This is a genomic window from Amycolatopsis anabasis (assembly GCF_009765355.1).
In the GTDB taxonomy this organism is placed as follows: Bacteria; Actinomycetota; Actinomycetes; order Mycobacteriales; family Pseudonocardiaceae; genus Amycolatopsis; species Amycolatopsis anabasis.
Genome location: NZ_VTHK01000040.1, coordinates 1 through 25,862, shown reverse-complemented (window position 1 = coordinate 25,862; position 25,862 = coordinate 1). Strand labels below are relative to the sequence as shown.

Sequence of the window (25,862 nt, the reverse complement as noted above, 5' to 3'; positions counted from 1 at the left end):
CATGGCTGTCCAAGCTGGACCGGCGGCCGACAACCCGCTTCCGGACGGGGTTTTCCTGTTCGAGGACACCTGCAATGTCTACCTCCTGGTCCGGGACCGGGCAGCGGTTCTGATCGACTTCGGGAGTGGCGCGGTGCTCGATCACCTCGCCGAGTTCGGCGTGGACCGGGTGACCGACGTGCTGCTCACCCACCACCACCGGGACCAGGCCCAGGGGCTGCCGCGCGCGGTCGAGGCCGGGATCCGGATCTGGGTCCCGCCGGTCGAACGGGACCTTTTCTCCACAGTGGACGAACACTGGCAGCAGCGCGCCCTCTACAACTACTACGACCTGCGGCAGGACCGGTTCTCGTTGCTGGAACCGGTGGCGGTGAGCGGGACCGTGCCGGAGTACCGGACCCGCCGGTTCGGCGGCTTCGACGTGCTGACCCTGCCGACCCCCGGTCACACGATCGGATCGGTTTCCTATCTGGTCGACGTCGGCGGCCGCCGGGTCGCGTTCACCGGGGACCTGATCTACGGGCCCGGCCAGGTGTGGTCGCTCGCGGCCACCCAGTGGTCCTACAGCGCGGTGGAGGGCGTGCAGGCCAGCGTGCTGTCCCTCTACGAACTGTCTGCACGGGAACCCGAGGTGGTGCTGCCGTCGCACGGCAAGCCGATCGAGGACCCGCCCGCGGCGTTCGAACTATTGGAGACGCGCCTGCGGACCTTCGGCGATTCGCGCCGGGACACGCCGTGGGATCTGCGGGCGTGGCACGATCGCCCGTTCGAGGTGGTCAGCCCGCACCTGCTGCGCAACCGCACCAGCCTGGGCACCACCTACGTGTTGTTGTCCGGCACCGGGAACGCGCTGTTCGTCGACTTCGGCTACGACATGGTCGTCGGTCATCCCGTGGGCCACGACCGGTCGTCCCGGCGGCCGTGGCTGCCGTCGCTGACCGCGTTGCGCCGCGACTTCGGGGTGGCGCGGGTCGAGGTGGCCGTGGCCACGCACTACCACGACGACCACGTGGCCGGGTTCAACCTGCTGCGGGAGGTCGAGGGCACCGAGATCTGGTGCGAGCGCTCGGTCGCCGAGATCCTCGCGGAGCCGTCGCGTTACGACCTGCCGTGCCTGTGGTACGACCCGATCCCGGCCGACCGGGTACTCGACTGCGAACGACCGGTGCGCTGGCACGAATACGAGCTCACCGTGTACCCGCTGCCCGGGCACACCCGGTACGCGGTGGCGATCGCGTTCGAAGTGGACGGTCACCGGGTGCTGGCCACCGGGGACCAGCAGACCACGACCTGGATCCGCGACGAGCGGACCGAACTGCTCAACCTCCAGTACAAGAACCGGTTCGAGATCGACGATTTCATCGCCAGCGCCAAGCTGTACCAGTCGTTGCACCCGGACCTGATCGTCAGCGGGCACTGGCCGCCGCGCTGGGTGGATCAGGCCTATCTGGACATGCTGCTGGCCAAGGCCGAGGAACTCGCCCAGGTGCACCGGGACCTGCTGCCCCTGTCCGAAGTGGACTTCGGCGCGGAGGGGGTCGGCGCGTGGATCCGGCCGTACCAGGCGAGCACCGCGCCGGGGGAGCCGGTGCGGTTCCAGGTCGAGGCGCGCAACCCGTTCGCGACCGAAGAGGAGGTGACCGTGCGCATGGCGGCCCCGGCGGGCTGGTCGTGCGCACCGGCCGAGGCGACCGCGACCGTCGCCGGAAAGGCGACCACGACGTTCGAGTTCGCGGTCACCCCACCGGCCGGGACGGCCTGCCGCCGGGCGCGGCTGGCCGCCGATCTCACCGTCGGCGCCCGCCGGTTCGGGCAGCACGCCGAGGCACTGGTCGACGTCCGGTGACCGGACGCCTCCGGTGGGATCCGCACCGGCTGATCGCGGAGATCCGGGACGCCGACGACCGGCTGTGGTTCCGGCTGCGGCTGCTGTCCTCTGTGGACACCCTGGACGGGCCGGACGAAACCCTGGGCGAACCCGAGGTCAGCCACCGGGGCAACCGGATCGAGGTGCGGTGCGCCAGTTCGCGGTGGCGGTCGCGGGTCACCACGCTCGAGTACCACGACGATCGGCTCGAGCTGCGGACCGCGGTCCGGGGCGAGGGCCGGGTCCGGACCGGCCACCTGCTCGGCGGATGGTGGCCGCCGCGGGGTTTCCTGCCCAGCGGGTCGGCGCTGCGCGAGCTGTACTCGCCCAATCCCGACCACCCCCGCCGGATCGTGCGCCCGGCCGCCGAGCCCGCGGTGATCGGAGTGGTCGGCGACGGGGCAGAGCCGGGGGTGGGCCGGTGGCTGTTCGCCCCGGCGCCGTGGTGTTTCGCGGTGTCCCGTTCGGACGGTGCATGGGCGGGCATCGGGCTCGCCGCCCCGGTCTCGGAGCAGAACTTCACGGCCCTGCACTACACCGGCGGCACGGACGGCTTCGCGCTGCGGCTGGACTACGAGGGCCACACCCGGGTGGCGGGGGAGTTCGAGACCCCGGCGGTGGTCATCCGGTTCGGCGCCCGGGATCCGGTGGCCGCCCTGCGCGCGCATCGGGACCTGCTGGTGGCCCGGGGGCTCGCGCCGCGGCCCGCCGGTGCGGTTCCCGCGCACTGGCGGCAGCCGATGTTCTGCGGCTGGGGAGCGCAGAACCACCTCGCGAAGTCGGCCGGTCGCCCGGCCCGCGACTTCGCCACCCAGCGGCACTACGACGATTTCCTCCGCGAACTCGAAGCCTGCGACGTGGTGCCCGGCACGATCGTGATCGACGACAAGTGGCAGCGGCGGTACGCGACCAACCGGCCGGACGAGCGGAAGTGGCCGGACCTCGCCGGCTGGATCGCCGATCGGCACCGGCGCGGCCAGCGGATCCTGTTGTGGTGGAAGGCATGGGATCCCGAAGGCGCGCCACCGGAAGCCTGCGTGCGGCTGCCGGACGGCACGCCGGTCGCACTCGATCCGGAGTCCCCGCGCGGGCGGGAACTGATCGAGGAAGCGGTCGGTTTCCTGCTCGGCCCCGGCGGGCTGGACGCCGACGGGCTCAAGGTCGACTTCCTCGCGCGCACGCCGAGCGGGGTGGCGCCGCGTCACAGCGGCCCGTCCTGGGGCGCCGCCCTGCTGCACGAACTGCTGCGCGTGGTCCACGACCGCGCGAAACTCCGCAAGCCGGACGCCCTGATCGTCACGCACACCCCGAACCCGGCGTTCGCGGACGTCACCGACATGGTCCGGCTCAACGACATCCGGATGCTCGACGCCGTCGACCCGGACGGGCCGGTGGTGCCGCAGATGACCTACCGGGCCGCGGTCGCGCGGGCGGCGCTGCCCGGTACCCCCGTGGACACCGACGGCTGGTGCCTGCCCGACCGGGCCACCTGGGCCGAATACCTGCGCGTCCAGCCGGACCTGGGCGTCCCGGCGCTCTACTACGCCACCCACATCGATCACAGCGGCGAACCCCTGCGCCCCGCCGATCTCGCCGAGGTCGCCAGCACGTGGCGCTCCTACCGCGCCACCCACGACCTCCCCACCCCGGGGTCGTGAGTGGCTGTCCACTCACGACTCCCGCGGACTCGCGCGACCGGACGGCGATTCGCGAGCCGCAGGCCTTAGACTTCGGGCGTGGCCGGCGGGACCAAGGATCGTCCAGCGAATCGCCCGCCGACCGGAGCCGACGTGGCCCGCGAGGCGGGGGTTTCGCCGTCCACCGTGTCGCGGGCGCTCAACGGCAGCGGTTACGCGGCGCCCGAGGTGCGCGAGCGGGTGCTCGCCGCCGCGGCCCGGATCGGCTACGTCCCGGACGCGAACGCGCGGACCCTGCGCAGCCGGTCGAGCCGATCGATCGGGGTGCTGATCTCCGATCTGCGCAACCCGTTCTACGCGGATCTGGCCGCCGGGATCGAGCAGGTGCTGCGCGCCGCCGGTTATCACATGGTGCTGGTCAACGACGACGGCCGGGCCGAGGAGGAGATGTCGGCGGTGCAGGCATTCGTCGCCATGCGGGTGCCCGGGGTGATCGTGACCCCGGTGTCCGCCGGCGCGGTCCAGAGCCTGTGCCGGCAAGGGGTCCGGGTCGTGCAGGCCGATCGGCGGGTGAGCACCCGGTACGGCGACGCGGTGCTCGGCGCGAACGAATCCGGCGCCGAACTGGTCACCCGGCACCTGCTCGGCCTGGGGCACCGGCGGATCGCGTTGCTCATCGACGAGACGAAGTGGACGACCGGTTCGGGGCGGCTGGCGGGTTACCGCGCCGCGCACGAGGCGGCCGGGGCGCCGGTCGACGAGCGGCTCATCGCCTACACCACCAGTTTCGACGTGACCGCGGCCCGGGGCGCCCTCGGCGGTCTGCTCGACGCGTACCCCGAGGTCACCGCGGTGTTCGCGGCCAACAACGTGCTCGCCCAGGGGGCGCTGGAGGAGATCCAGCACCGGCGGATGCGGATTCCCCTGCGGCTTTCGCTCGCGGCCTACGACGACGTGCCGTGGATGTCGATGGTCCGGCCGGCGATCACCACGGTCACCCAGCACACCGTGGAGTTCGGGCGGCGCTGCGCCGAGGTGCTGCTGGAGCGGCTTTCCGGCGGCGGGCCGGAACGAGCCAGGACCATCCGGGTGGAACCGGAACTCCTCGTGCGGGGCTCCACCGGCCCCGCCGCCGGCTGACGGGCCCCGCGAAACCGATCAGCGTCTTGACGGGAATCCACCGCCGTCCCAGACTTGTGGCAACGATTCCACACTGGGTGGGCCTCCGGGCTTCATTCACTTTTCCCCTCAATGGCGCGGAGGAAAGGGCAGGTCGATGCGGTTCGGGGTGCTCGCCGCGGTGCTCGTGCTCGTGCTCGCCGGATGCGGTGGGGTGGGGCGCCGGGCGAACGACTCGGGCGATACCGCGGTGCTCACCACGATGGGCTTCGGCCTGGCCGACGAGGTCGCCAAGACCCGGGTCGAGCGCGCCAACCAGGTCATCGCCCCGGCCCGGGTGCAGGTGGGCGGCAGCGCGTTCAACGCGCAGCAGTTCCTCTCCGCGGTCGCCTCCGGCACCCCGCCGGACCTGATCTACCTGGACCGCCAGCTGCTCGGCAGCTACGCCGCCCGCCGCACGCTGGAACCGTTGCGGGGCTGCGTCGAGAAGCAGGGGATCAATCTCGATCAGTACCGCAAGGCCGCGCTCGCCGAGATCACCCAGGACGGCGTGCTCTACGGCCTGCCCGAGTTCTACAACAACCGGATCCTGATGATCAACGACGCCGCCGTGCACTCCGCGGGATTGCGGCCGCGGGACGTGAACCCCAGCGACCGCGCCGCGCTGGCCCAGGTGGCCCGCGCGCTGACCAGGCACGGACCCGGTGGTGGGCTGACCCGGATCGGCTTCGACCCGAAGATCCCCGAGTTCCTCCCGCTGTGGGCGCGCGCCAACGGGGTGCGGATGCTCAGCGACGACGGGAAGGCCGCCCAGCTCACCGATCCGGCCCTGGTGGCGGCACTGGACTACGCGGTGAGCCTGCTCGACGCGCAGGGCGGCTGGGGCGCGGTCAAGGCGTTCCGCGATTCGTTCGACTTCTTCGGGGAGCAGAACCCGTTCAGCAAGGACCAGCTGGCCGCCTTCCCGATGGAGGACTGGTACCTCAACGTGCTGGCCAACGTCGCACCCGGGACCGCCTTGACGGTCGCGCCGTTCCCCGACCAGCAGGGCCGACCGATCGACTGGGTGACCGGCAGCGCGTGGGCGATTCCGGCCGGGAGCAAGCACAAGGACCAGGCGTGCGCGTTCATCAAGACCATGTCCGATGCGGACACCTGGGTCGCGGCGGCGCGGGCCCGGGCCGACAAGCGCAAGGCCGAAGGCAAGGCGTTCACCGGGATCTACACCGGAAACGAGATCGCCGACCGGAAGATCTTCGGCGAGCTGGTCCAGCTCGGGGACCGACCGGCGTTGGACGCCGCCGTGCGGGCGACGCTGGAGGCGCAGAAGTCGGCGTTCGCGATGCCGTCCTCGAAGGCCGGGGCGGAGTTCAAGACGGCGTGGCAGGACGCGGTGAACCGGGTGCTCTCCGGCAAGCAGAAATCCGCGGACGCGCTCGCCCAGGCGCAGCGGGAGGCGCAGCAGGCCCTCGACCGCGCGGCCGGGAGGTAGTCCGGTGTCCACTGTGGAGCGCAGGCGGACGCGATTCCGCCGCGGGGAGACCTGGGCCGCGTATGCCTTCCTGTCCCCGTGGATGATCGGGTTCGTGATCTTCATGGCGATCCCGATGGTCGCCAGCCTGGTCCTGTCGTTCACCGACTACGACGCGCTCAACGCGCCCCGGTTCGCCGGATGGGCCAACTACGAGGAGATCCTGGCCGATCCGAAGATCGCGAAGAGCATGGCGAACACCATGATCTACACGGTCCTCGCGGTGCCCGCGCACATGGCCGTGTCGCTGGCCCTGGCCTCGTTGCTCGCCCGGGTCGGCCGCCGCTCGGCCGGGTTCTTCCGCACGGTGTTCTACCTGCCGGAGGTCACGCCCAAGGTCGCCGTCGGCGTGCTGTTCCTGTTGCTGTTCAACGGGCAGGTCGGCGTGGTCAACGCGGCGCTCGGCGCGATCGGAATCGAAGGTCCGCAGTGGAGCACCGATGACCTCTGGGTGAAACCCGGGCTGGTGCTCATGCATCTCTGGTCGGTCGGCAGCACGGTGGTGATCTACCTCGCGGCGCTGAAGAACGTCCCGAGCGAGTTGTACGAGGCCGCGGAGATCGACGGCGCCTCGGCCTGGCAGCGGTTCCGCAAGATCACCGTGCCGATGATCAGCGGCGCGCTGTTCTTCACCCTGATCGTGCAGACCATCGCCGCGCTGCAGACCTTCGACGAGGCGTACACCGCCTTCTACGGCAGCGCGTCCTCGGCGAGTTACAGCAGCGACGCCGCGCTGTTCTACCTCATCTACCTCTTCCAGCAGGCGTTCCAGTTCCTGCACATGGGGTACGCGTCGGCGATGGCCTGGCTGCTGTTCCTGGTCATCCTGGCGATCACCGCGATCCAGGTGCGGTTGAGCAAGCGGTTCGTCCACTACGAGGGCCGGTGAGCCGATGACGCGAAGGCTCGTTTTCGGCGCGCTGCTGATCGCGGCCTCGGCGCTGTTCCTCTACCCGTTCCTCTGGCTGCTCGGCGCCTCGCTCAAACCGCGTTCGCAGGTGTTCGACAACGCGCTGGTGCCGCACCGCTGGGCGTGGCAGAACTACGTCGAGATCTGGCGCGCGGCGCCGGTGCTGGACTGGCTGTTCAACAGCGTGGCGGTGGCCCTGGCCGCGGCCGTCGCGGTGACCCTGACCAGTTCGGTGGTGGCCTTCGGGTTCGCGTACTTCCGGTTTCCCGGGCGGAACGCGCTGTTCGGTCTGGTGCTGGCGACGATGATGCTGCCGGGCGCGGTGACCATGATCCCGGTGTACCTGATCTGGGACGGCGCCGGGCTCGCCAACACCCAGGTGCCGCTGTGGGCGGCCAACCTGTTCGGCAGCGCCTTCTACATCTTCCTGCTGCGCCAGTTCTTCCTCGGCCTGCCCCGGGAGATGTTCGAGGCCGCGCGGGTGGACGGAGCGAACTACTGGACGATGTTCTGGCGCATCGCGTTGCCGCTGTGCCGGCCGGCGCTCGTGGTCACCTTCGTCTTCGAACTCAAGGCGAGCTGGTCGGAACTGCTCAAACCGCTGATCTACCTGCGCGATCCGGATCTGTTCACACTGCCCCGAGGGCTGAAGAGCATTTCCGACCAGTTCGGCCAGGGCGGTGAGCAGCAGTGGGAGATCGTGCTGGCCGGCAGCGTGCTCACCACGCTGCCCATGGTCGTCGTGTTCTTCCTCGCCCAGCGGCATTTCATCCGGGGCATCGCGACCGAAGGGCGGAAGGGGTAGTCATGGCCGGATCGGCGGAACGCCTGGTGCACATGATCGGAAACGCGCACATCGATCCGGTGTGGCTGTGGCAGTGGCCCGAGGGCTACCAGGAGGTGCGTGCGACGTTCCGCTCCGCGATCGACCGGATGGCGGAATACCCCGAGTTCGTGTTCACCTGCGATTCGGTCTGCTATCTCGAATGGGTGGAAGAGAGCGATCCGGAACTGTTCGCCGAAATCGGCCGCCGGATCGCCGACGGCCGCTGGCGGATGGTCGGCGGCTGGTGGGTGGAACCGGACTGCAACCTGCCCGCGGGCGAGTCGTTCGTCCGGCAGGCGCTGTACTCGCAGCGCTACCTGCACGCGAAGTTCGGCATCATCGCCACGGTCGGCTGCAACGTCGATTCCTTCGGGCACAACGCGTCCATCCCGCAGCTGCTGCGCAAGAGCGGGATGGACTCCTATGTCTTCCTGCGCCCCGGCCCGCATGAGAAGGCGCTGCCCGGGCCGTACTTCTGGTGGGAGTCACCGGACGGGTCCCGCGTGCTCGCCTACCGGATCCCGCACGAGTACGGCAGCTCCGGCCACGACCTCGGGTACCAGGTGGACAAATCGCTGGCCCAGCTGCCGCCGGACATTCCGGAGCTGATGGTCTTCTACGGGGTCGGCAACCACGGGGGCGGGCCGACCCGGGCGAACCTGGACAGCATCCGGCGGCTCGACGCGGCGGACGGGTTGCCGCGGCTGCGGTGCGGGTCGCCGCGCGAGTTCTTCGACCGGCTCGTCGAAGGCGGCGCGGAGATCCCGGTGCACGCCGGGGAACTGCAGCACCACGCGGTCGGCTGCTACTCGGCGCACGCCGGGGTCAAGCGGTGGAACCGGCGTGCGGAGAACACCTTGCTGCGCGCGGAGAAGTGGGCCACCGTGGCCGCGGTGCTCGGCGGGATCGGGTACCCGCTCGCGGGGTTCGGCGAGGCCTGGAAGCTGGTGCTGCTGAACCAGTTCCACGACACGCTGGGCGGCGCGGCGATCGAACCCGCCTACACCGACAGCCGCGACCAGTTCGGGCACGCGATCTCGGTGGCCTCCCGCGCGTTCAACCGGGCGGTGCAGGTGCTGAGCCGCCGGATCCACATTCCGGCCGAACCGCGGATGACCCCGCTGGTGGTGTTCAACCCGCATCCGTGGCGGCTGCGGGCCGACGTGGAATTCGAGTTCGCGGGGTTCCCGGGCGCCGCGGCCGAAGTCGCCGACGACGAGGACCGAATGGTTCCGGTGCAGCGCACCCAGTCGGCGGCTACCGTGAACGGGCCACGCGGAAGACTAGCCCTGGCGGTCGACGTGCCGCCGCTGGGCTACCGCGTCTACCGGATCCGGCCCGCCGCGGACCGGACGTCCGCCAACGAGGTGCGGGCCTCGGACACGACCCTGGAGAACGAGTTCCTCGCGATCGAGGTCGATCCGGCCACCGGCTGGCTGCGCCGGCTCTACGACAAGGCGCACGATCGGGAACTCGCCGCCGAGCGCGGGAAGCCGCATGCGATGGTCCTGGAGGACCGGTCCGACACCTGGAGCCATCGGGTGCGCGCCTACCAGGACGTGGCCGGGGAGTTCACCGCGGAATCGGTGCGGCTGGTGGAGAACGGGCCGGTGCGGGCGGTGATCCGGGTGCGGGCCGTGCACGGCGCGTCCACCCTCGTCGAGGAGTTCGTGCTCGGCGCGCGGGCGCGGCACCTCGAGGTGCGGGTGACCCTGGACTGGCAGGAGCGGTTGCGGATGCTCAAACTGCGGTTCCCGACCGCGGTGCGGAGCGAGGACGCGACGTTCGAGATCCCCTACGGCCACCTGCGGCGGCCCGCGGACGGGAGCGAGGAAACCGCCCAGGCGTGGGTGGACGTTTCCGGTGTCCTGCCCGATGGCCGCCCGGCGGGGCTGTCCGTGCTCAACGACGGCAAGTACGCCCATGACGTGCGCGGCGGGGACATCGGCATCACCGTCGCCCGGAGCCCGGTCTACGCCTGGCACGAGCCCCGGGAGCTGGACCCGGACGAGGACTACGGCTACCTGGACCAGGGGCGGCAGCGGTTCACTTACCGGTTGTTGCCGCATGCGGGCGACTGGCGGGAGGCCGGGACCGTCCGGCTCGCGGCCGAGCTCAACCAGCCGGCGTTCCCGCTGCTCGAGTCCTTTCACGACGGTGACCTGCCGCAGCGGAACTCGTTCCTGTCGGTGGACGAGGAATCGGTGCTGCCGACCGTGCTCAAACTGGACGAGGACGGCGCCGGTGACGTGGTCGTGCGGGCCTACGAGACCGCCGGCCGCCCGGCCGAGGTGACCGTGGAGCTGCCGTTGCTCGGCCGCGCGGTGCGGGCGGTGTTCCGGGCGGGTGAGGTGAAGACGTTCCGGGTGCCCCGCGACGGCGAAGCCCCGGTCGTGGAAACCGATCTGCTGGAATGGGCGTCGCCGGAGGCCGGGGCATGACGCTGCTCGATCCGGTCCAGTCCGGCGGCTGGACGGCGGAAGCCGATCCGGCGCCGCCGCTCGAGGTCACGATGCTGTTCGCCGGCGGCGGCGCGGAACGGATCGCCAACGGACAGTCACCGTCCTTTGTGGTCACCACGGAGTCGTCCGCCTGCGGGAACGGCCGGTTCGCCGTGCGGCTGGAGGTCACCTGCCGGTCGGCGACGCCGGTGGCGGCCGGGCTGCGCGTGGAACTACGGCTCGGCGCGTGCGACGATCCGGGCTGGCTGGTGCCCGGGGTGTTCTACGGGGAGAACCGGGTGGACGGCTGTGCCGTGCGGTTTCCCCGGTTCACCGTCCGCGATCCGGATCCCGCGCTGCTGGAGTCCGACGCGTGGGGCCTGCGGGCGGACCGCGCCGCGACCCCCGCGGTGTTCGGCTGGGACCGCGCGGGCGGGGCCGCGCTGGTCACCACCGAGCGGTCCGCGCTCGGCCAGGCCGGACTCGGTTTCGCCATGGCCGGGGACCATCCGGTGCTGCGGCTGCACTTCCCCTACCGCGAAGAGCCGGTGGTCTACGACGGCTCGCCGCTGCCGTTGCCCGCGGATCTGCCCGCGTTCCAGTGGTCGCCGGGGCAGACCGAGGCGGTGTTCTTCGACGTCTACCTGCTGGGCCCGGACCGGCACGAGTACACCGGCGTGCTGCGGGACGTGCACCGGCGGACCGCGCCCGCCGATCCGGAGGCGGTGGCCTGGGTGTCCGTGGCCGAAGCCGCCGAGCTGGCCGCCTGGGGATTGTACCGCTGGCACTATCGGCCGGAGCCGCCCGTACTGCTGGAAACCGCGGCGTTCGACCGGCACGCGCTGGGGGAGCGGGGCGACCGGCAGGCGATGCACGTGTCCTGGATCAGCGGCGCGCCCTACGCGTATGCGTTGCTGCGCCACGGCCGCCGCATCGGCCGGGCCGAATACGCGGCCGCCGGGGCCGCGGTGCTCGACCACATCGCCGCCAATCTGGCCCCGGCGGGCACCTTCTGGGGGCAGTGGACCGCCGACGCGGGGTGGCGGACCGGCTGGAGCCCGGACCCGAACCGGTTGCACGCGCGCACCCTGGGCGAGGCCGCGCTGTTCCTGCTCCGGGCCGCGGTGCGCGAACGGGCCGCGGGCCACCCGCGGCCGGACTGGGAACGCGCCGTGCGGTCCAATGTGGACTTCGTCTGCGGCGTGCAGCGTGCGGACGGCGCGCTGGGCTCGGCCTATCACGCGAAGACCGGCGCGGTGCTCGACTGGGCGGGGACGGCGGGACTCGCCTGGATTCCCGCGCTCGCGGAGGCGGCGACGGCGTGGCGGGAACCGCGCTACCTGGCGGCCGCGCGGCGGGCGGGCCGCTACCACCTGGGCGCGGTCGAGGACGAGTTCCTGCACGGCGCGCCGGAGGACGTCGATCTGGCGCCGAGTTCGGAGGACGGCTACCTCGCCGTGCTGGCCTACGTCGCGATGTTCGAACGCGACCGCGCGGACGAATGGCTGTCCGCCGCCCGGCGCGTGGCCGATTGGACGCTCACCTTCCGGTACACCTACGACGTCGACTTCCCGCCGCACACTCTGCTCGCGCAGTACGGCTTTCGCAGCCGCGGCGCCGACCAGGCGTCCCCGGCCAACCAGCACCTGCACTCCTACGGCCTGATCTGCGTCCCGGAACTGCGCCGGCTGGGCCGGTACCTCGGGGACGAGTACTACCTCGCCGCGGCCCGGGAGAACCTCGCCTGCTTCCGGCAGTTCGTCGCCCGCCACGACGGCGATTTCAACGCCTACCGCGGTATGGTCAGCGAGCGCTTCTACCAGACCGCCTGCTACCAGCCGAAAGGGATGCTGCTGACGCTGTCGCACGCCTGGTGCGTCGGGGTGCTGCTCTACGCCTGCGAGGCGACGCTGGAGGAGGACGCGTGACCGCGCGCTTTCCCGACGGCTTCCTGTGGGGCGCGGCCGCCTCCGCCTACCAGGTGGAGGGATCGACCACAGTGGACGGACGTGGCGAGTCCATCTGGGACGCGTTCGCCCGCGAACCCGGCGCCGTCGCCAACGGGGAAACCGGGGACATCGCGTGCGACCACTACCGCCGCTGGCCGTCCGATGTGGACCTGATGGCCGAGCTGGGACTGTCCGCCTACCGGTTCTCGATCTCCTGGCCGCGCCTGTTCCCGGACGGCGCCGGCGCGGTGTGCGGCGCGGGGCTCGGCCACTACGACCGGTTGGTCGACGCCCTGCTGGACCGGGGGATCACCCCGCTCGTCACGCTGTACCACTGGGACCTCCCGCAGGCACTGCAGGAGACCGGGGGTTGGCGGAACCGGGATGTGGTGGACCGGTTCGCCGCCTACGCCGACGCGTGTTTCGCCGCGTACGGTGACCGGGTGCGGTTCTGGGTGACCCAGAACGAGCCGTGGATCGTCGGCTTGCTCGGCCACCACCTCGGCCTGCACGCGCCGGGGGAGCGGGACCTGGCGGGCGCCGTGCGGGTCATGCACCACCTGCTGCTCGGCCACGGCCGTGCGGTGCGGGCGTTGCGCGCCGGGGGCAGCGGCGGCCAGGCCGGGGTCGCCTTCAGCCTCTTCCCGCACTACCCGGCCAGCGACGCGCCGGAGGACCGCGGGGCGGCCGAAGGTTCCGACGGCTACGTCAACCGCTGGTTCCTCGATCCGGTGCTGCGCGGGCGCTATCCCGCCGATATGTGGCAGCGCTACGAAAGCGTCCTCGGCCCGCTGGACTTCGTGCGGCCCGGGGATCTCGAGACGATCGGGGCGGGAGCCGATTTCGTCGGGGTGAACTACTACACGAACCGGGTGATGCGGGCGGTTCCCGGGCACGAGCCGTTCGGCTGGAAGGTGGCCGGGGCGCCCGAGGGCACGCCGGTCTCCGGACTCGGGTGGCCGATCGTGCCCGATTCGCTGACCGATCTGCTGCTGCGGCTGCGTGCCGACTACGGGGACGTGCCGGTGCTGATCACCGAGAACGGCGCGGCGTTCGACGACCGGCCCGGCGCCGACGGCCGCATTCGTGACGACCGGCGGATCCGGTTCCTGCGCGATCATCTGGCCGCGGTGCACCGGGCGATCGAACGCGGGGCGCCCGTGCGGGGGTACTTCCACTGGTCCCTGCTGGACAATTTCGAGTGGGCGATGGGGTACGCGCCGCGGTTCGGGCTGGTGCACGTCGACTACGCGAGCCAGGCGCGCACGGTGAAGGACAGCGGCCGGTACTACGCCCGGATCGCGGCGGCCAACGCGTTGCCGGAGGCCGTCGATGAGTGAACTGGTGGTGTACGGGGCGACCGCGGCCGGGGTCGCCGCCGCGGTGGCCGCGGCGCGGCACGGGGTCGAGGTCACCGTCGTCGAACCGGGGCGGCACGTGGGCGGCATGGTTTCCGGCGGGCTGGGTTATACGGACCTGGGCGACCCGCGGGTGCTGGGCGGGCTGGCCCGGGAGTTCTCCGTGGCGGTGGGCGAGTACTACGGCGTGGCGCCCGGGCACTACGCGGGACCGGAACCACATGCCGCGGAGGAGATCTTCCGCGCCTGGCTGGACCGCGCCGGGGTGCGCGTCGTTCTCGGCACCGCGCTCGCGTCGGTGGACACTGTGGACGGTTCGATCACCGCGCTCCGCGGCACGGACGGGCGGGACTACCGGGCCGGGGTGTTCGTCGACGCGAGCTACGAGGGCGATCTGCTCGCGGCCGCGGGCGTCGGCTACCGGGTCGGCCGGGAGGGCCGGGCGGCGTACGGCGAAACGCTCGCCGGGCGGCGGGAACCCGCACCCGGTAAGCACAACTTCCCGCCGTACCTGTCGCCCTTCGCCGCCGACGGGTCGCTGCTGCCGCTGATCCACGACCGGCCCGCGGTCGACGTGGGCGAAGGGGACGGCGGCGTGATGGCCTACGGCTACCGGGTGTGCCTGAGCCGTGCCGCCGACCGGATCCCGTTCGCCCGCCGCGCCGGTTACGACGAAGCGGAATGGGAGCTGGGGCGCCGGTACTTCGCGCTGCTGGACCGGCAAGGAATCAAGGTGGCCGCGGCGGAACTGCTCGGACTGGTCCCGAACCTGCCGCACGGCAAATGCGACGGGAATTCGATCGGGCCGCTTTCGCTGAACCTGCTCGACGGCACGAACTGGGCGTATCCCGAGGCCGATGCCGTTGCCCGGGAACGAATCCGGCAGCGGCACCGGGACTACACGCGGGATTTCCTGTACTTCCTCGGCAACGACCCGGCCGTTCCCGAACTGGTGCGCCGGGAGATCGCCGAATGGGGGTTGCCCGCGGACGAGTTCGCCGACACCGGCGGCCTTCCGCACCAGCTCTACGTGCGGGAGGCGCGCCGGATGCTCGGCGAGTACGTGCTCACCGAGCACGACCTGCTACCCGCGCCGGTGCCGAAATACGACGTGGTGGCTCTGGGCTCGTACCACGTGGACATCCGCGAGGTCCGGCGCACCTGGCGCTGGGTCTACGAACATCCGGACCCCATCGCGTCGGTGTTCAACGAGGGATACCTTTCGGTGCCGGTGCGGCCGTACCCGATCCCGTACCGGTCGATCGTGCCGCGGTACCACCAGTGCGCCAACCTCCTGGTGCCGGTGTGCGTGAGCGCCTCGCACGTGGCGTTCAGCTCGGTGCGGATGGAGGTGCAGTACCAGATGCTCGGGCACGCCGCCGGTCTGGCGGCGACCCTGGCCCTGGCCACCGGCCGGCCGGTCCAGCGGGTGGACGTGGCCGAACTGCAGGACCGGCTCGCCGCCGAAGGCCAGGTCCTGGCCTGAGCTAGTCGTGGCCCGCCCACCGGGCACGCCGTAGCTCGTACTCGACCTCGCCGTGCTCGGTGCCCGGGAGCGGATCGTCGAAGTGCGGGTGAAAGGTCCGCACGTAGGTGAGACCGGCTTTTTCCAGCACCCGGCGGGAGGCGGTGTTGACCGCCATGGTCTGGGCCCACACCCGCTGCACGCCGAGTTCGGTGAATCCCTTCCGGATCAGCGCCCGCGCTCCCTCGGTGGCGTATCCCCGGCCCCAGACCGGCGCCTTGAGCCGATAGCCGAGTTCCACCTCCGCGACGTTGCCGTCTTCCGGCGGCTGGAGGGCGAGCCAGCCGACGAACTCCCCGGTGGACCGCTCGATCGCCGCCCAGCGGCCCGCGGGTCCGCGACCGTAGTCGCGCAGGATCCTGGGCAGCACGTCGCCCTCGATCTCGGCGCGCGGTGTGGGCTCGCCGGTGAGGAAACGCATCACCTCCGGATCGCTGTCCAGCAGCACCAGGTCGTCCACGTCGGCCTCGGTGAACCGCCGCAGCACCAGCCGCTTTGTCTCCAGGAAGACGTGCACCCGCGCGCCCTTTCTCGATAGGCATGACCAGTCGCCATCGTGGCCGGAACCGCCCCGGCAGTCCACGCCTTATTCGAGCCGCCCCGCCACGGCCGAGTGCCAGACGATCGCGAGTCCCCCGTTCCGGTCGCGCGAGTCCCCCGTTTCAGTCGCGCGAGTTGCACGTTCGGGCAAGCGAGTTGCACGTTCAGGGATGTGAGTTGCACGTTCGCGGACGTGGCCCCGCGCTCGGGCCGCCTCCCAGGCGCCCCGGGGCGGATCCGCGGTGACCGCGTTGCCCGTGCTGCGCGAGGCGGGCCGGGTGATCGGGGACGATCTGCTGGGCGTCGACCTCGTCGGGGGTGCTCGCCGGAACCTCGCCCGCGGGCTCGCCGGTGCGCGGGTCGTAGCTGATGTCCGCGGTCATGCGGTTTCCCTTGCTTCCTGCTCGATACCGATCGCCTGCCAGGTCTCCGGCCCCACCGTGCACGGGCCGCCCTCGTGCACGTACATCACCCCGGGCGGCGCCACCTCGAGGCTGATCGTCGCGAGGGTTTCCCACCGCTCGTGCGCGGGGAGCGCGGGATCGGGGTGCGCGCAGAGGGGCGCGCCCTCGCCGCGGTGCGAGTGCAGCGCCCGGGCCCGCCGGGTCCGGTCCGCCGCACCCAGTTCCGCGTTCCGCTCCCGCAACAGCGGCAGGCGGTCGTAGCTGGACGACGATTCGTCCACGCCGGTTTGTTCCCCGGCGGCCAGCTCCGGGTCCAGGAAATGGTTGGTGTGCACCAGGAATCCGTCGGACACCGGAAGCTCGGCCACTCCCGCCGGGCAGAGTTCGAGGCACCGCGCCGAGTCCTCGGTGACCACGGTGATCACCGAGGAGGCCGAGAGCCGGGCCGACCGCGCGAGCCGGATGGCTTCCTCGACGGTCGACGCCTCGTCGAGGATCCGGCGGGCGACGACGTGCACCGGGACACCGATTTCGTCGTGGTCGGAATCGTGGCGCAGCACGTTGAAGTGCACGCCGAGCCCGGCGCTGTTCACCCCGATCTTGCCGACCACGCCGACCTCGGTGAACGTGTGCACCCGATGCCCGGCACGGGGTTCGAGCGACCAGATCAGCCGCCCGTCGCGCAGCGTGTCGTGCCAGTCCCAGGTCTGCACGGTCCGCGGCGCGGCGCCGGGGAGCAGGGTGACCGCGGTCGAGCATTCGCCCTCGCCCGGGCTCGCCGCCGCGGCGGCCAGGACCTCCGTCCGGCCGTTGAGCGCGCCGAGCTGCCAGCGTTCCAGCCCGGCGCCGTCGGCGAACCCGGCGATCTCCTCGGCGAGGTACGGCGCCCAGTAGGCGGTTTCCGCCAGAGCGCGTTCGCCCCAGGCGCGGATCCGGTCCGGGGGAGCGCCGTGCGCGGCGAACAGTTCCGCGTACCCGGCGAAGGCGGTGCGCAGGGTGTCCCGGCAGGCTTTCCCGACCGCTCGGCCGCGGGCGAAGGCATCGATTTCCGTTGACAGCTGGACGGGTATGGCCATGCAATGTCCTTTGTGGAGTGAGTGTGCGGGCATTCCGCGCTGCTGAGCACCGCGTCCCAGGCTACTTCGGAGGCGAGCGCGCCGAGGCCGGTCGCGCTGGTGCCCTCGAGCACCGGGAGCCCCAGCTCGTCCGCGGCGCGCCGGATGGTCGCGGGGATCGTGTCGTGCGAGAGGCCGATCCCGAAGCCGAGCGCCGCCACCCCGGCGCGGTGCAGACCGGTGAGGTACTTCCGCTGTCCCGCGCCTTCCGCGGGGAGCCGCGCGCCGGTGGTCAGGACAAGCCCCCCACCGGACAACCAACGGCCGGGATCGGCCAGATCGATGCTGTGCGCGAACTCCAGCGACCGGTCCTGGTCGGGGCCGGCGACCGCGGTCAAACCCAGTTCCGGGCGGGCCAGCAGCCAGCGCGGCGAGACTCCCATGCCGCCACGGTAGCCGGGGAGTCTCCTTACCTGTCACGACGATGACAGGTTCCGCCGACCCGAACCTACCGTTAGGTAGAATTTGCTCCGATCGGCTTCCCGGGTGCGTGGTCGTGGTGTGACACTCGGCGCACCGATGGGAGGTGCCATGAACGTGTCGGGAGCACCGGCGGAGAACTTCGACAGCCGTTTGCGCGTGCCGGAGCCACCGGGCAAGGCGCTGCACACGGCGGTGCGCGATGGTTTGTTCGCGCCGCTCGCGCTGGTGTGTGGCGGTTTGTTCCTGGTGCTGTCCCTGGGCAGCGGTGCCACGGATGTCTGGTTCGCGTGGACCGTGGCGAACCCGCTCACCGCCATCACGATGGGCGCCGGTTTCGGCGCCGCCTTCGTGTTGTTCGTGCTGGCCGCGCTGGAGCCGGGCTGGACCAACGCCCGGATCGCCGGCTTCGCCCCGCTCGTGCTGGCCGCTGGGGGCCTGCTCGCCACCAACCTGTACGACGGGGACCTGAATCCGTCCCGCGACGTCGACGTCGCCGGGATTTCGGTCGACGTGCCGGTCGCGGGCTTGTGGCAGCTGGTTCTCGGGCTCGCGCTGGTGCTCACGGTGCTGACGCTGCCGGCCCAGCTGACCCGCCGGGCGGACAACGATCTGGACAGCCGTGCGCGCACCGCGCCGATGCCGGTGTGGGCGCGCGTCATCGCCGGGATCGAGGGGATCGGGCTGCTCTCGGCCGGGGTGGTGTTCTTCGCCCGTCCCGAGGAGTTCGGATCCTGGTGGCCCTGGCCGGTGAGCGTGCTGGACCTGCGCGAGCTGAGCGTGTTGATGGTCACCGTGGGCGTGCTGATCCTGCAGGCCACCGCGGAGGGCGATCTGCGGCGCGCCGCGGTCGGCCTGGCCGCGCTGGTCGCTTTCGCGGTGCTCGCACTGATCGGCGTGCTTTTCTACGCGGGCGACCTGCGCTGGGAGTCGACCTCGGCGTGGATCTTCGTCGCGGTTGTGGCGGTCCTGCTCGGTACCGGCGCGGTCGGTCTGCTGCTGCTCGGCCTGCTCCGGCTGGTGCTGCCGGTGCTGATCGCGGTGACGGGCGCCGAGCCCGACACCCCGCCGTCGACCGCGCGCCTGCGGGAACTCGCGCGCGGCGTCCGCTCGAAGATCACGCCGCACGCCGACCACGGCTTCTTCGGCCCTGGCTCGGTGACCTGGCAGGTCTGGAGCTACCCGACCTCGCTCAGCGTGGGTTTCCAGCGCGCGGTCGTGGTCGAGGAACTCGACCCCGGGCTGGTGGCTTCCGTCGACGCGACCAGGGCGATCCGCACCCGCCCGCGCACCCGCTACGACCGAACGCTGCGGTACTTCGCGATGGTGGCGTTCGCCGGCACCCGGCAGACCATGAAAGCCGCCGACGTGCTGGTCAAGGTCCATTCGGTGGGCATCGGCATCGAGCCGGGCAGCGGCGAGCCCTACGACGCCAACGATCCCGAATCGCAGTTGTGGATCCACCTGACCGCCTGGCACTCGATCCTGTACGCCTACGAGAAATACGGCCCCGGCAAGCTCAGCCCGGAGGAGGAGGCCCGCTACTGGGCCGACTGTGCCACCGCGGCCGAACTGCAGACCTGCGACCCCGCCGACGTCCCCCGCGACCGGGACGGCGTCCGCGCGTACTTCGAACGAATGCGCCCCCAGCTGGTCGGCTCCGAGGTGGCCCGCTCCACCATGGACCACCTGCTGCACGCCGAGGTGATGCTGCCCCCGATACCCCCGGTGCACTGGCCGGCGACCCTGGTCGTCACCACCGCCCTGCGCGTCGCCACCATCGCGTCCATGCCGCGCTGGATGCGCGACATGGCCGGTATCCGCCAGAGCCGGTTGCTGGATGCGCTGATCGTGCCGGTCATGCGGCTCTCCTTCCGCCTGATCCGGATCAGCCGCTGGGCCCAGCTCGGCGCACTGCACCTGCTTTCCCCCTCGACCACGCCCGTCGCGGCCCCGATCCTGCTCGGCGTCCCGCCCGCCACCCCCGAGGCGCTCACCCCCGCCCAAGCCCGGGAACGCTACGGCTTCCCCCAACCCGCACAGGCCCATCTGGAACTGCGCGCCAAACAACGCGAGCGCGTGTTCAGCGACCGCCGAGAACCCAGCGACATCGGCCTGGTCGAATCCGAACCCCTCCTGGGCACGCGCACCCGGTAGCCGCGGGCGGACGGGCCGCCCGCCTGGAACAATGGCGGGCGTGGAGATCTGGCACAACCCGCGTTGCTCGAAGTCGAGGACGGCCAAGCAGGCCCTGGACGAGGCGGGCGTCGAGTACGTCGAACGCCGTTACCTGGACCGGCCGCCCACCGCTGCCGAGCTGACCGAAGTACTGGACCTGCTCGGCGCCGAGCCCTGGGAGATCACCCGGACGAACGAGCCGGTGGCCAAGGAACTGGGCGTCGCGGACTGGCCGAAGGACCGGGAGCGCTGGATCGAGCTGCTGGTGGACAATCCCGCGCTGATCCAGCGCCCGATCGTGCGAACCGAGCGGCGCGCCGTGGTGGCCCGCGACGAAGACTCGCTCCGCGAGATCATCCCGTAGCCAGGCGTATAACGACCTATACGGCACCGCTTTGTTGAGGTCTCCCACGAAGGGGACCCGAACACGTCGGCTCACAAAACCGCTGTAGACGAGGTGACCACCAATCGGCGGTATCGCGGCCGCCGATTGACGCAAGCTGAGAACTCCTTGGCCCGCACGGGTTTTTCCCACGGGCCGCGGGGCATTCCGCGCTCACGGGGGGCACAACTCACGAACTCGTAGAGGAGAGTGCGATGCCCACGTGGTTGCTCGTCGTCATCATCCTGATCGCGATCGCGGTGCTCGGCGCGGTCACCTGGCTGGTGACCCTGGAGTTGCAACGGAAGCGCCTGCGGGACCGGTTCGGTCCCGAGTACGAACGGACCGTGCGGGACCGGGACAGCCGCCGGGACGCGGAGCGGGAACTCGCCGCCCGGGAGAAGCGCCACGCCGAACTGGACATCCGGCCGCTTTCGCCGTCCGCCCACGAGCGGTACGCCCAGCGGTGGGCGCTGATCCAGGAGCAGTTCGTCGATCGGCCCGCCCGCGCGGTCGCCGAGGCGGATCGGGTCCTGGTCGAGCTGATGGCCGAACGCGGCTACCCGACCGAGGGCTATGACCAGCAGCTCGCGGATCTGTCGGTCCAGCACGCCCGGACGCTCGAACATTACCGCAGCGCCCACGAGACCATGCGGAACCACGAGCACACCGAGGCCTCCACCGAAAAGCTGCGCGACGCGATGGTGCGCTACCGCACGGTGTTCGAGGACCTGCTCGCCGACGGCGCGGAGCCAGGCGACCACGACCGCCGGGACGCGCGGGCCCGCCGCACCCCGGAGAGCCGGAGCTGATCAGCACGCGGCGAGCAGCTTGAGCAGTTCCTCGGCGCGGTAGCAGTCGACCTCCTTGAGGATCGTCGTGACGACCTCGTCCACCAGGCCGGGGAGTCGTGCCTCCGCCCAGTCGGCCGCTGTGTCCATGCGCTTCCTCTCGTCGGTGCCTGGTGAACCCGACCGCGCCCGGACCGCCGGTATTCCCGGTTGTGCTGGAGTGCGCTCCAGGTCCTAGGGTCGGATCCGTCGCGAGGAGGACATCGATGGAGTACACGACACTGGGCGGGACCGGTCTGCAGATCTCCAGGATCTGCCTGGGGTGCATGAGCTACGGCGACCCCGCCCGCGGAACCCACGAGTGGTCGCTGGACGAGGAGGCCAGCAAGCCGTTCTTCCGGCAGGCACTGGACGCCGGGATCAATTTCTTCGACACCGCGAACGTCTATTCGGCCGGCAGCAGCGAGGAGATCACCGGCCGGGTGCTGCTCGGGATGGCCCGGCGCGAGGACCTGGTCATCGCGACGAAGGTGCGCGGCCGGATGCGCCCCGGACCCAACGGCGAGGGGCTGTCCCGGAAAGCCATCATGTCCGAGATCGACGACAGCCTCCGGCGGCTCGGCACCGACTACGTCGACCTCTACCAGATCCACCGCTTCGACGGGCGCACGCCGCCCGAGGAGACGCTGGAGGCGCTGCACGACGTGGTCAAGGCGGGCAAGGCGCGGTACATCGGCGCCTCCTCGATGCACGCGTGGCAGTTCGCGAAGCTGCTCTACCTGGCCGATCTGCACGGCTGGACGCGGTTCGTCAGCATGCAGAACCACTACAACCTGATCTACCGGGAAGAGGAGCGGGAGATGCTCCCGCTGTGCCGCGACCAGGGGATCGGCGTGATCCCGTGGAGCCCGCTGGCCCGGGGACGGCTCGCGCGCCCGTGGGGCGAGGTGACCGATCGGACGGAGACCGACGAGTTCGGCAAGACGCTCTACGAAGAGGGCGACCGCACGACGGTCGACCGGGTCGGGGAGGTCGCCGAGCGCCGGGGGATCCCCCGCGCCCAGGTGGCGCTGGCCTGGGTGCTGGCGCAGCCGGGCGTCGACGCCCCGATCGTCGGGGCGACCAAACCGCACCACCTGTCCGACGCCGTCGCCGCGCTGGACGTGGAGCTTTCCGACGAGGAGAGCAAGGCGCTCGAGGAGCCCTACCGGCCGCATCCGGTGCGCGGCTTCGCCTAACCGGCGGGCGCGGGGACCACGCCGTCGGCGACGAGGCCCTTCAGGATCGCGTCGCTGACGGTCTGCAGCGCGGACATCGGGCGGATCATCACGGTGAACGTGGAGATCAGCTCGCGGTGGTCGAGCTGGATGAGGTCGATCCCTTCGACCTTCTTGCCCTCGACCACGGTCCGGAAGTGCAGCAGATGCGTGTCGGTCTCCGGCCCGCCGTCGCCTTCCTCGCCCCGGCCGGACAGCTGGCCGACGTACCGGAAGTCCTCGAAGGTGCGTTGCAGGACCCGGAACAGCGCGCTCACCGTTTCGATGCCTTCGAAGGGTTTGAACTTGACCGGGCTGAAGAAGCGGACGTCCGGAGCGAACAGTTCGAGTCCGGCGGTGAAATCACCCGACTCGACGGCCGCGCGGAACTTGTCTGCCGTGCTCATGGATTCTCCTTACACTGTCGCGGCGAGGCGCGTGCCCTGGTTGATCGCGCGCTTGGCGTCCAGTTCGGCGGCGACGTCGGCGCCGCCGATGACATGGGTGACCACTCCGGCGAGGGTCAGTTCGTCGACGAGGTCGCGCACGGACTCCTGACCCGCGCAGACCACGACCGTGTCCACCTCGAGCACCCGGGGCCGCTCGCGTTTCGGCCCGAAGGAGATGTGCAGGCCCGCGTCGTCGATCCGCTCGTAGTTGACCCCGGTGAGCTGTTCGACGTTCTTGGCCTTCAATGCGGCTCGGTGCACCCAGCCGGTCGTCTTCCCGAGTCCCTTGCCGATCCGGGATGTCTTGCGCTGCAACAGGTACACCTGGCGCGGGGACGGTCCGGGCCGCGGCTGGGTGACCCCGCCGCGGGTGACCTCCGGATCGGTGACGCCCCATTCGGCCCGCCACGCGTCGAGATCCAGCGCGGGGGAGTGGTCATGGGTGAGGAATTCGCTGACGTCCACGCCGATCCCGCCCGCGCCGATCACCGCGACCCGGTCGCCGACCGGCTTGCCGAGCCGCACGACGTCCACATAGGACAGTACGGACGGGTGGTCGATGCCCGGGATCCCGGGCACCCGCGGGGCGACGCCGGTGGCGACGACGACCTCGTCGAACTCCTGGCCGAGCAGATCCGCCGCGGTGGCCCGGGTGTTCAGGTGCAGCTTCACCCCGGTGACTTCGAGGCGGCGGCGGTAGTAGCGGATGGTTTCGGCGAACTCCTCCTTGCCCGGGATGCGCCGGGCGATGGCGAACTGGCCGCCGATGTCGTCCTCGGCTTCGAACAGGTCCACGTGGTGCCCGCGTTCGGCGAGCGCGACGGCCGCGGACAGCCCGGCCGGACCGGCGCCGATCACGGCGACCCGCTTCGTCCGCCGGGCGGGCAGCAGGGTGAGTTCGGTTTCCCGGGCGGCACGCGGATTGACCATGCAGGACGCGCGTTTCTTGGCGAACGTGTGGTCCAGGCAGGCCTGGTTGCACGCGATGCAGGTGTTGATCTCGTCGGATCGGCCGGTTTCGGCCTTGGCCACCCATTCCGGATCGGCCAGCAACGGGCGGGCCATGGAGATCAGGTCCGCGTCCCCGCGCGCGAGGATCTCCTCGGCGACCTGGGGCATGTTGATCCGGTTCGAGGTGACCACCGGGATGCCAACATGCGGTTTGAGCTTCGCGGTGATGCCGGTGAACGCGGCCCGGGGGACCGAGGTGACGATGGTGGGCACGCGGGCCTCGTGCCAGCCGATCCCGGTGTTGATGATGGTGGCCCCGGCCGCTTCGATCTCGGTGGCGAGATCGACGACCTCCTGCCAGGTCTGGCCGTCCTCGACCAGGTCCAGCATGGACAGGCGGTACATGACGATGAAGTCCTCGCCGGCCGCCAACCGGGACCGGCGCACGATCTCCACCGCGATCCGGCGCCGGTTCTCCGCGCTGCCGCCCCAGCGGTCGGTCCGCCGGTTCGTCCGGGGCGCGAGGAACTGGTTGATGAAGTAGCCCTCCGAGCCCATGATCTCGACGCCGTCGTAACCGGCCTCCCGGGCCAGTGCGGTCGCGTCGGCGAACGCCCGGATCTGGGCCCGCACCCCGCGGTCGGACAGGGAACGCGGCCGGAACGGGTTGATCGGCGCCTTGATCGCCGAGGCCGACACCGACAGCGGGTGGTAGGCGTAGCGCCCGGCGTGCAGCAGTTGCAGGGCGATCTTCCCGCCCGCTTCGTGCACCGCGTCGGTGATCCGGCGATGCCGGCGCGCCTCGGCGGGCGTGGTCAGCTTGGACGCGAACGGGTAGAACGACCCGGTCCGGTTCGGCGCGAATCCGCCGGTGACCATCAGGCCGACCCCACCGCGGGCCCGTTCCGCGAAATACTCGGCCAGCTTGGGGAAGTCCTTCGCCCGGTCCTCCAAGCCGGTGTGCATCGAACCCATGATCACGCGGTTGCGCAGGGTCGTGAACCCGAGGTCGAGCGGGGCGAGGACATGCGGATACGCGCTCATGATCGATCCTTGGTGCGGCCCTGATCGCGGCGCAGGGCGTCGAGTACTTCGTCGCACCAGTCCGCGAGGCCCTGTTCGGCGCGGATGCCGCCGCGCAGGACCAGGTACTGGTGCAGCGACTGGCCGGACAGTCGCGCGGGATCGGGGAAGTCGTGCTTCTCGATGGCCCGGTAGACGTCGAGCCGTTCGAGGTGGCGCCGCCGGTGGTGGACGAGTTCGGCGAGCACGTCGTCGACGTCGCCGTAGGAGGCGGCGCGGACCTTGACCGACAGGTCGTTGCGGAAGGCGGCGGGTTCGGTGGATTCGGCGATCCACCGGGCGAGTTCGTCCCGGCCCGCGGCGCTGACCCGGTAGACCTTCTTGTCCGGCGCCTCGGACTGCGTGACATGGTCGGCCGACACCCAGCCGAGTTCGACCATCCGCTTGAGCGTGCGGTAGATCTGCTGGTGGCTCGCGGCCCAGAAGTACCCGATCGACTTGTCGAACCGCCGGGCCAGCTCGTAGCCGGACCCGGACCGTTCTTCCAGCGACACCAGGATCGCGTGCTCCAACGCCATGATCGTGAAGCTACTATGCAACGGGTTGCATTGCAACTAGATGCATAGCGCGGCAGGGAGGGACCTTTGCTCCGGTTCAACGGGAGCGAGGGACCTTTACTCCGGTTGAGCCGTAGCAAAGGTCCCTCGCTCCTCGTGTGTCCCCGGGTGGCCCCGTACGCTGGCATTTATGTGCCGAAACATCACCACTCTCCGCGGGCTGGAGCCGTCGGCGACCGCGGAGGAGATCGAAGCCGCTGCCCGTCAGTACGTGCGGAAGGTGAGCGGGGTGCAGAGCCTGTCGGACGCGACCCGCGAACCGTTCGAGGCCGCGGTCGCCGAGATCGCCGCGATCACCACCCGGCTGCTCGACGAGCTGCCCGCCCGGCGCCAGCCCCCGGCCACCGTGCCGCCGCTGCGCCGTCCCGAGGTCCAAGCCCGGATCGCCGCGAAGGCCGCCAAGTCCTAGACGAGTCATTCCCGGCTGGGCAGTGGTCGCAGGCGATCAGGGACCGGGTGGCGCTTCCGTCAAACGGGCGGGCTGGTGCTGGGGTGGCCGCGCACGAGGGTGTCATGAGTGTTTGGGCCGGTTCTAACCGGTCTGGTGTTTTAACGTGGGGGGTTGGTGGTTTT

22 protein-coding genes and 1 pseudogene are annotated in these 25,862 nt (G+C 70.9%); 15 read left to right on the top strand and 8 right to left on the bottom strand.

The window, feature by feature from the left end:
- The first annotated feature begins 1 nt into the window (after window position 1).
- The 10 genes from FXO23_RS36670 (at window position 2) to FXO23_RS36630 (ending at window position 15,124) form a co-directional block, all read left to right on the top strand.
- Complete coding sequence (locus FXO23_RS36670) at window positions 2-1,846, top strand: MBL fold metallo-hydrolase (RefSeq protein WP_158890936.1); 1,845 nt, start codon at window positions 2-4, stop codon at window positions 1,844-1,846.
- Entirely contained in the window at window positions 1,843-3,525 is a 1,683-nt protein-coding gene (locus FXO23_RS36665) for an alpha-galactosidase (RefSeq protein ID WP_158890934.1), read from the top strand. Before FXO23_RS36670 ends, FXO23_RS36665 begins: the two co-directional genes overlap by 4 nt.
- A 78-nt stretch (window positions 3,526-3,603) precedes the next feature.
- On the top strand, window positions 3,604-4,644 hold the full coding sequence (locus FXO23_RS36660; protein ID WP_158890932.1) for a LacI family DNA-binding transcriptional regulator: 1,041 nt from the start codon (window positions 3,604-3,606) through the stop codon (window positions 4,642-4,644).
- A 136-nt stretch (window positions 4,645-4,780) separates the two neighbouring features.
- Window positions 4,781-6,115, top strand: coding sequence for an ABC transporter substrate-binding protein (locus FXO23_RS36655; RefSeq protein ID WP_158890930.1), 1,335 nt, complete (start codon window positions 4,781-4,783; stop codon window positions 6,113-6,115).
- A gap of 4 nt (window positions 6,116-6,119) precedes the next feature.
- Window positions 6,120-7,043 carry a carbohydrate ABC transporter permease gene (locus FXO23_RS36650; protein ID WP_246258240.1) on the top strand — a complete coding sequence of 308 codons (924 nt, stop codon included), beginning with the start codon at window positions 6,120-6,122 and terminating at the stop codon, window positions 7,041-7,043.
- A 4-nt stretch (window positions 7,044-7,047) separates the two neighbouring features.
- A complete protein-coding gene (locus tag FXO23_RS36645; protein ID WP_158890928.1) occupies window positions 7,048-7,869 on the top strand; it encodes a carbohydrate ABC transporter permease in 822 nt (273 codons plus the stop codon).
- A 2-nt stretch (window positions 7,870-7,871) separates the two neighbouring features.
- On the top strand, window positions 7,872-10,331 hold the full coding sequence (locus FXO23_RS36640; protein ID WP_158890926.1) for an alpha-mannosidase: 2,460 nt from the start codon (window positions 7,872-7,874) through the stop codon (window positions 10,329-10,331).
- A complete protein-coding gene (locus FXO23_RS51905; RefSeq protein WP_246258239.1) occupies window positions 10,328-12,259 on the top strand; it encodes a YyaL domain-containing protein in 1,932 nt (643 codons plus the stop codon). Before FXO23_RS36640 ends, FXO23_RS51905 begins: the two co-directional genes overlap by 4 nt.
- Window positions 12,256-13,620, top strand: coding sequence for a GH1 family beta-glucosidase (locus tag FXO23_RS36635; protein ID WP_246258238.1), 1,365 nt, complete (start codon window positions 12,256-12,258; stop codon window positions 13,618-13,620). The genes FXO23_RS51905 and FXO23_RS36635 overlap by 4 nt, the downstream gene beginning before the upstream one ends.
- Window positions 13,613-15,124 carry an FAD-dependent oxidoreductase gene (locus FXO23_RS36630; protein WP_158890922.1) on the top strand — a complete coding sequence of 504 codons (1,512 nt, stop codon included), beginning with the start codon at window positions 13,613-13,615 and terminating at the stop codon, window positions 15,122-15,124. The genes FXO23_RS36635 and FXO23_RS36630 overlap by 8 nt, the downstream gene beginning before the upstream one ends.
- 1 nt (window position 15,125) lies before the next feature.
- Here the strand turns inward: FXO23_RS36630 and FXO23_RS36625 are convergent, their stop codons facing one another.
- From FXO23_RS36625 to FXO23_RS52755, 4 genes and pseudogenes are all read right to left on the bottom strand, one after another.
- Window positions 15,126-15,680, bottom strand: a complete 555-nt coding sequence (locus FXO23_RS36625) for a GNAT family N-acetyltransferase (RefSeq protein ID WP_158890920.1) — start codon at window positions 15,678-15,680, stop codon at window positions 15,126-15,128.
- Between the two features lie 187 nt (window positions 15,681-15,867).
- The gene (locus FXO23_RS36620) at window positions 15,868-16,086 is read right to left on the bottom strand and encodes a hypothetical protein (protein ID WP_158890918.1); all 219 of its coding nucleotides are present in this window, start codon (window positions 16,084-16,086) and stop codon (window positions 15,868-15,870) included.
- A complete protein-coding gene (locus FXO23_RS36615; protein WP_158890916.1) occupies window positions 16,083-17,183 on the bottom strand; it encodes a C45 family autoproteolytic acyltransferase/hydrolase in 1,101 nt (366 codons plus the stop codon). Before FXO23_RS36615 ends, FXO23_RS36620 begins: the two co-directional genes overlap by 4 nt.
- Before the next feature lie 122 nt (window positions 17,184-17,305).
- Window positions 17,306-17,605 (bottom strand): annotated as a pseudogene (locus FXO23_RS52755) (PucR family transcriptional regulator ligand-binding domain-containing protein); the annotation flags it as partial.
- A 148-nt stretch (window positions 17,606-17,753) separates the two neighbouring features.
- Here FXO23_RS52755 and FXO23_RS36605 point away from each other — a divergent pair.
- The 3 genes from FXO23_RS36605 to FXO23_RS36595 all read left to right on the top strand — a co-directional run bounded on the left by FXO23_RS36605 (window position 17,754) and on the right by FXO23_RS36595 (window position 21,014).
- A complete protein-coding gene (locus FXO23_RS36605; RefSeq protein WP_246258237.1) occupies window positions 17,754-19,799 on the top strand; it encodes an oxygenase MpaB family protein in 2,046 nt (681 codons plus the stop codon).
- A gap of 31 nt (window positions 19,800-19,830) precedes the next feature.
- Window positions 19,831-20,184 (top strand): arsenate reductase family protein, encoded by a 354-nt coding sequence (locus FXO23_RS36600; protein WP_158890912.1) that lies wholly within the window; start codon window positions 19,831-19,833, stop codon window positions 20,182-20,184.
- A gap of 233 nt (window positions 20,185-20,417) precedes the next feature.
- Window positions 20,418-21,014, top strand: coding sequence for a hypothetical protein (locus FXO23_RS36595; RefSeq protein ID WP_158890910.1), 597 nt, complete (start codon window positions 20,418-20,420; stop codon window positions 21,012-21,014).
- Here the strand turns inward: FXO23_RS36595 and FXO23_RS52370 are convergent, their stop codons facing one another.
- On the bottom strand, window positions 21,015-21,143 hold the full coding sequence (locus tag FXO23_RS52370) for a hypothetical protein (protein WP_281356683.1): 129 nt from the start codon (window positions 21,141-21,143) through the stop codon (window positions 21,015-21,017).
- A 116-nt stretch (window positions 21,144-21,259) separates the two neighbouring features.
- Between FXO23_RS52370 and FXO23_RS36590 the strand changes: the two genes are divergently transcribed.
- Window positions 21,260-22,231 (top strand): aldo/keto reductase, encoded by a 972-nt coding sequence (locus tag FXO23_RS36590; protein ID WP_158890908.1) that lies wholly within the window; start codon window positions 21,260-21,262, stop codon window positions 22,229-22,231.
- Here the strand turns inward: FXO23_RS36590 and FXO23_RS36585 are convergent.
- From FXO23_RS36585 to FXO23_RS36575, 3 genes are read right to left on the bottom strand one after another with little or no spacing between them, the layout of a single operon-like run.
- Complete coding sequence (locus FXO23_RS36585; RefSeq protein ID WP_158890906.1) at window positions 22,228-22,656, bottom strand: nuclear transport factor 2 family protein; 429 nt, start codon at window positions 22,654-22,656, stop codon at window positions 22,228-22,230. The two genes, FXO23_RS36590 and FXO23_RS36585, sit on opposite strands and share 4 nt — an antisense overlap.
- 9 nt (window positions 22,657-22,665) lie before the next feature.
- Entirely contained in the window at window positions 22,666-24,693 is a 2,028-nt protein-coding gene (locus FXO23_RS36580) for an NADPH-dependent 2,4-dienoyl-CoA reductase (RefSeq protein ID WP_158890904.1), read from the bottom strand.
- Window positions 24,690-25,250: a PadR family transcriptional regulator gene (locus FXO23_RS36575; protein ID WP_158890902.1), complete on the bottom strand. Its 561-nt coding sequence runs from the start codon at window positions 25,248-25,250 to the stop codon at window positions 24,690-24,692. The genes FXO23_RS36580 and FXO23_RS36575 overlap by 4 nt, the downstream gene beginning before the upstream one ends.
- A 169-nt stretch (window positions 25,251-25,419) precedes the next feature.
- Here FXO23_RS36575 and FXO23_RS36570 point away from each other — a divergent pair, with 169 nt between their 5' ends.
- Entirely contained in the window at window positions 25,420-25,698 is a 279-nt protein-coding gene (locus FXO23_RS36570; protein WP_158890900.1) for a DUF2277 domain-containing protein, read from the top strand.
- Window positions 25,699-25,862 lie beyond the last annotated feature (164 nt).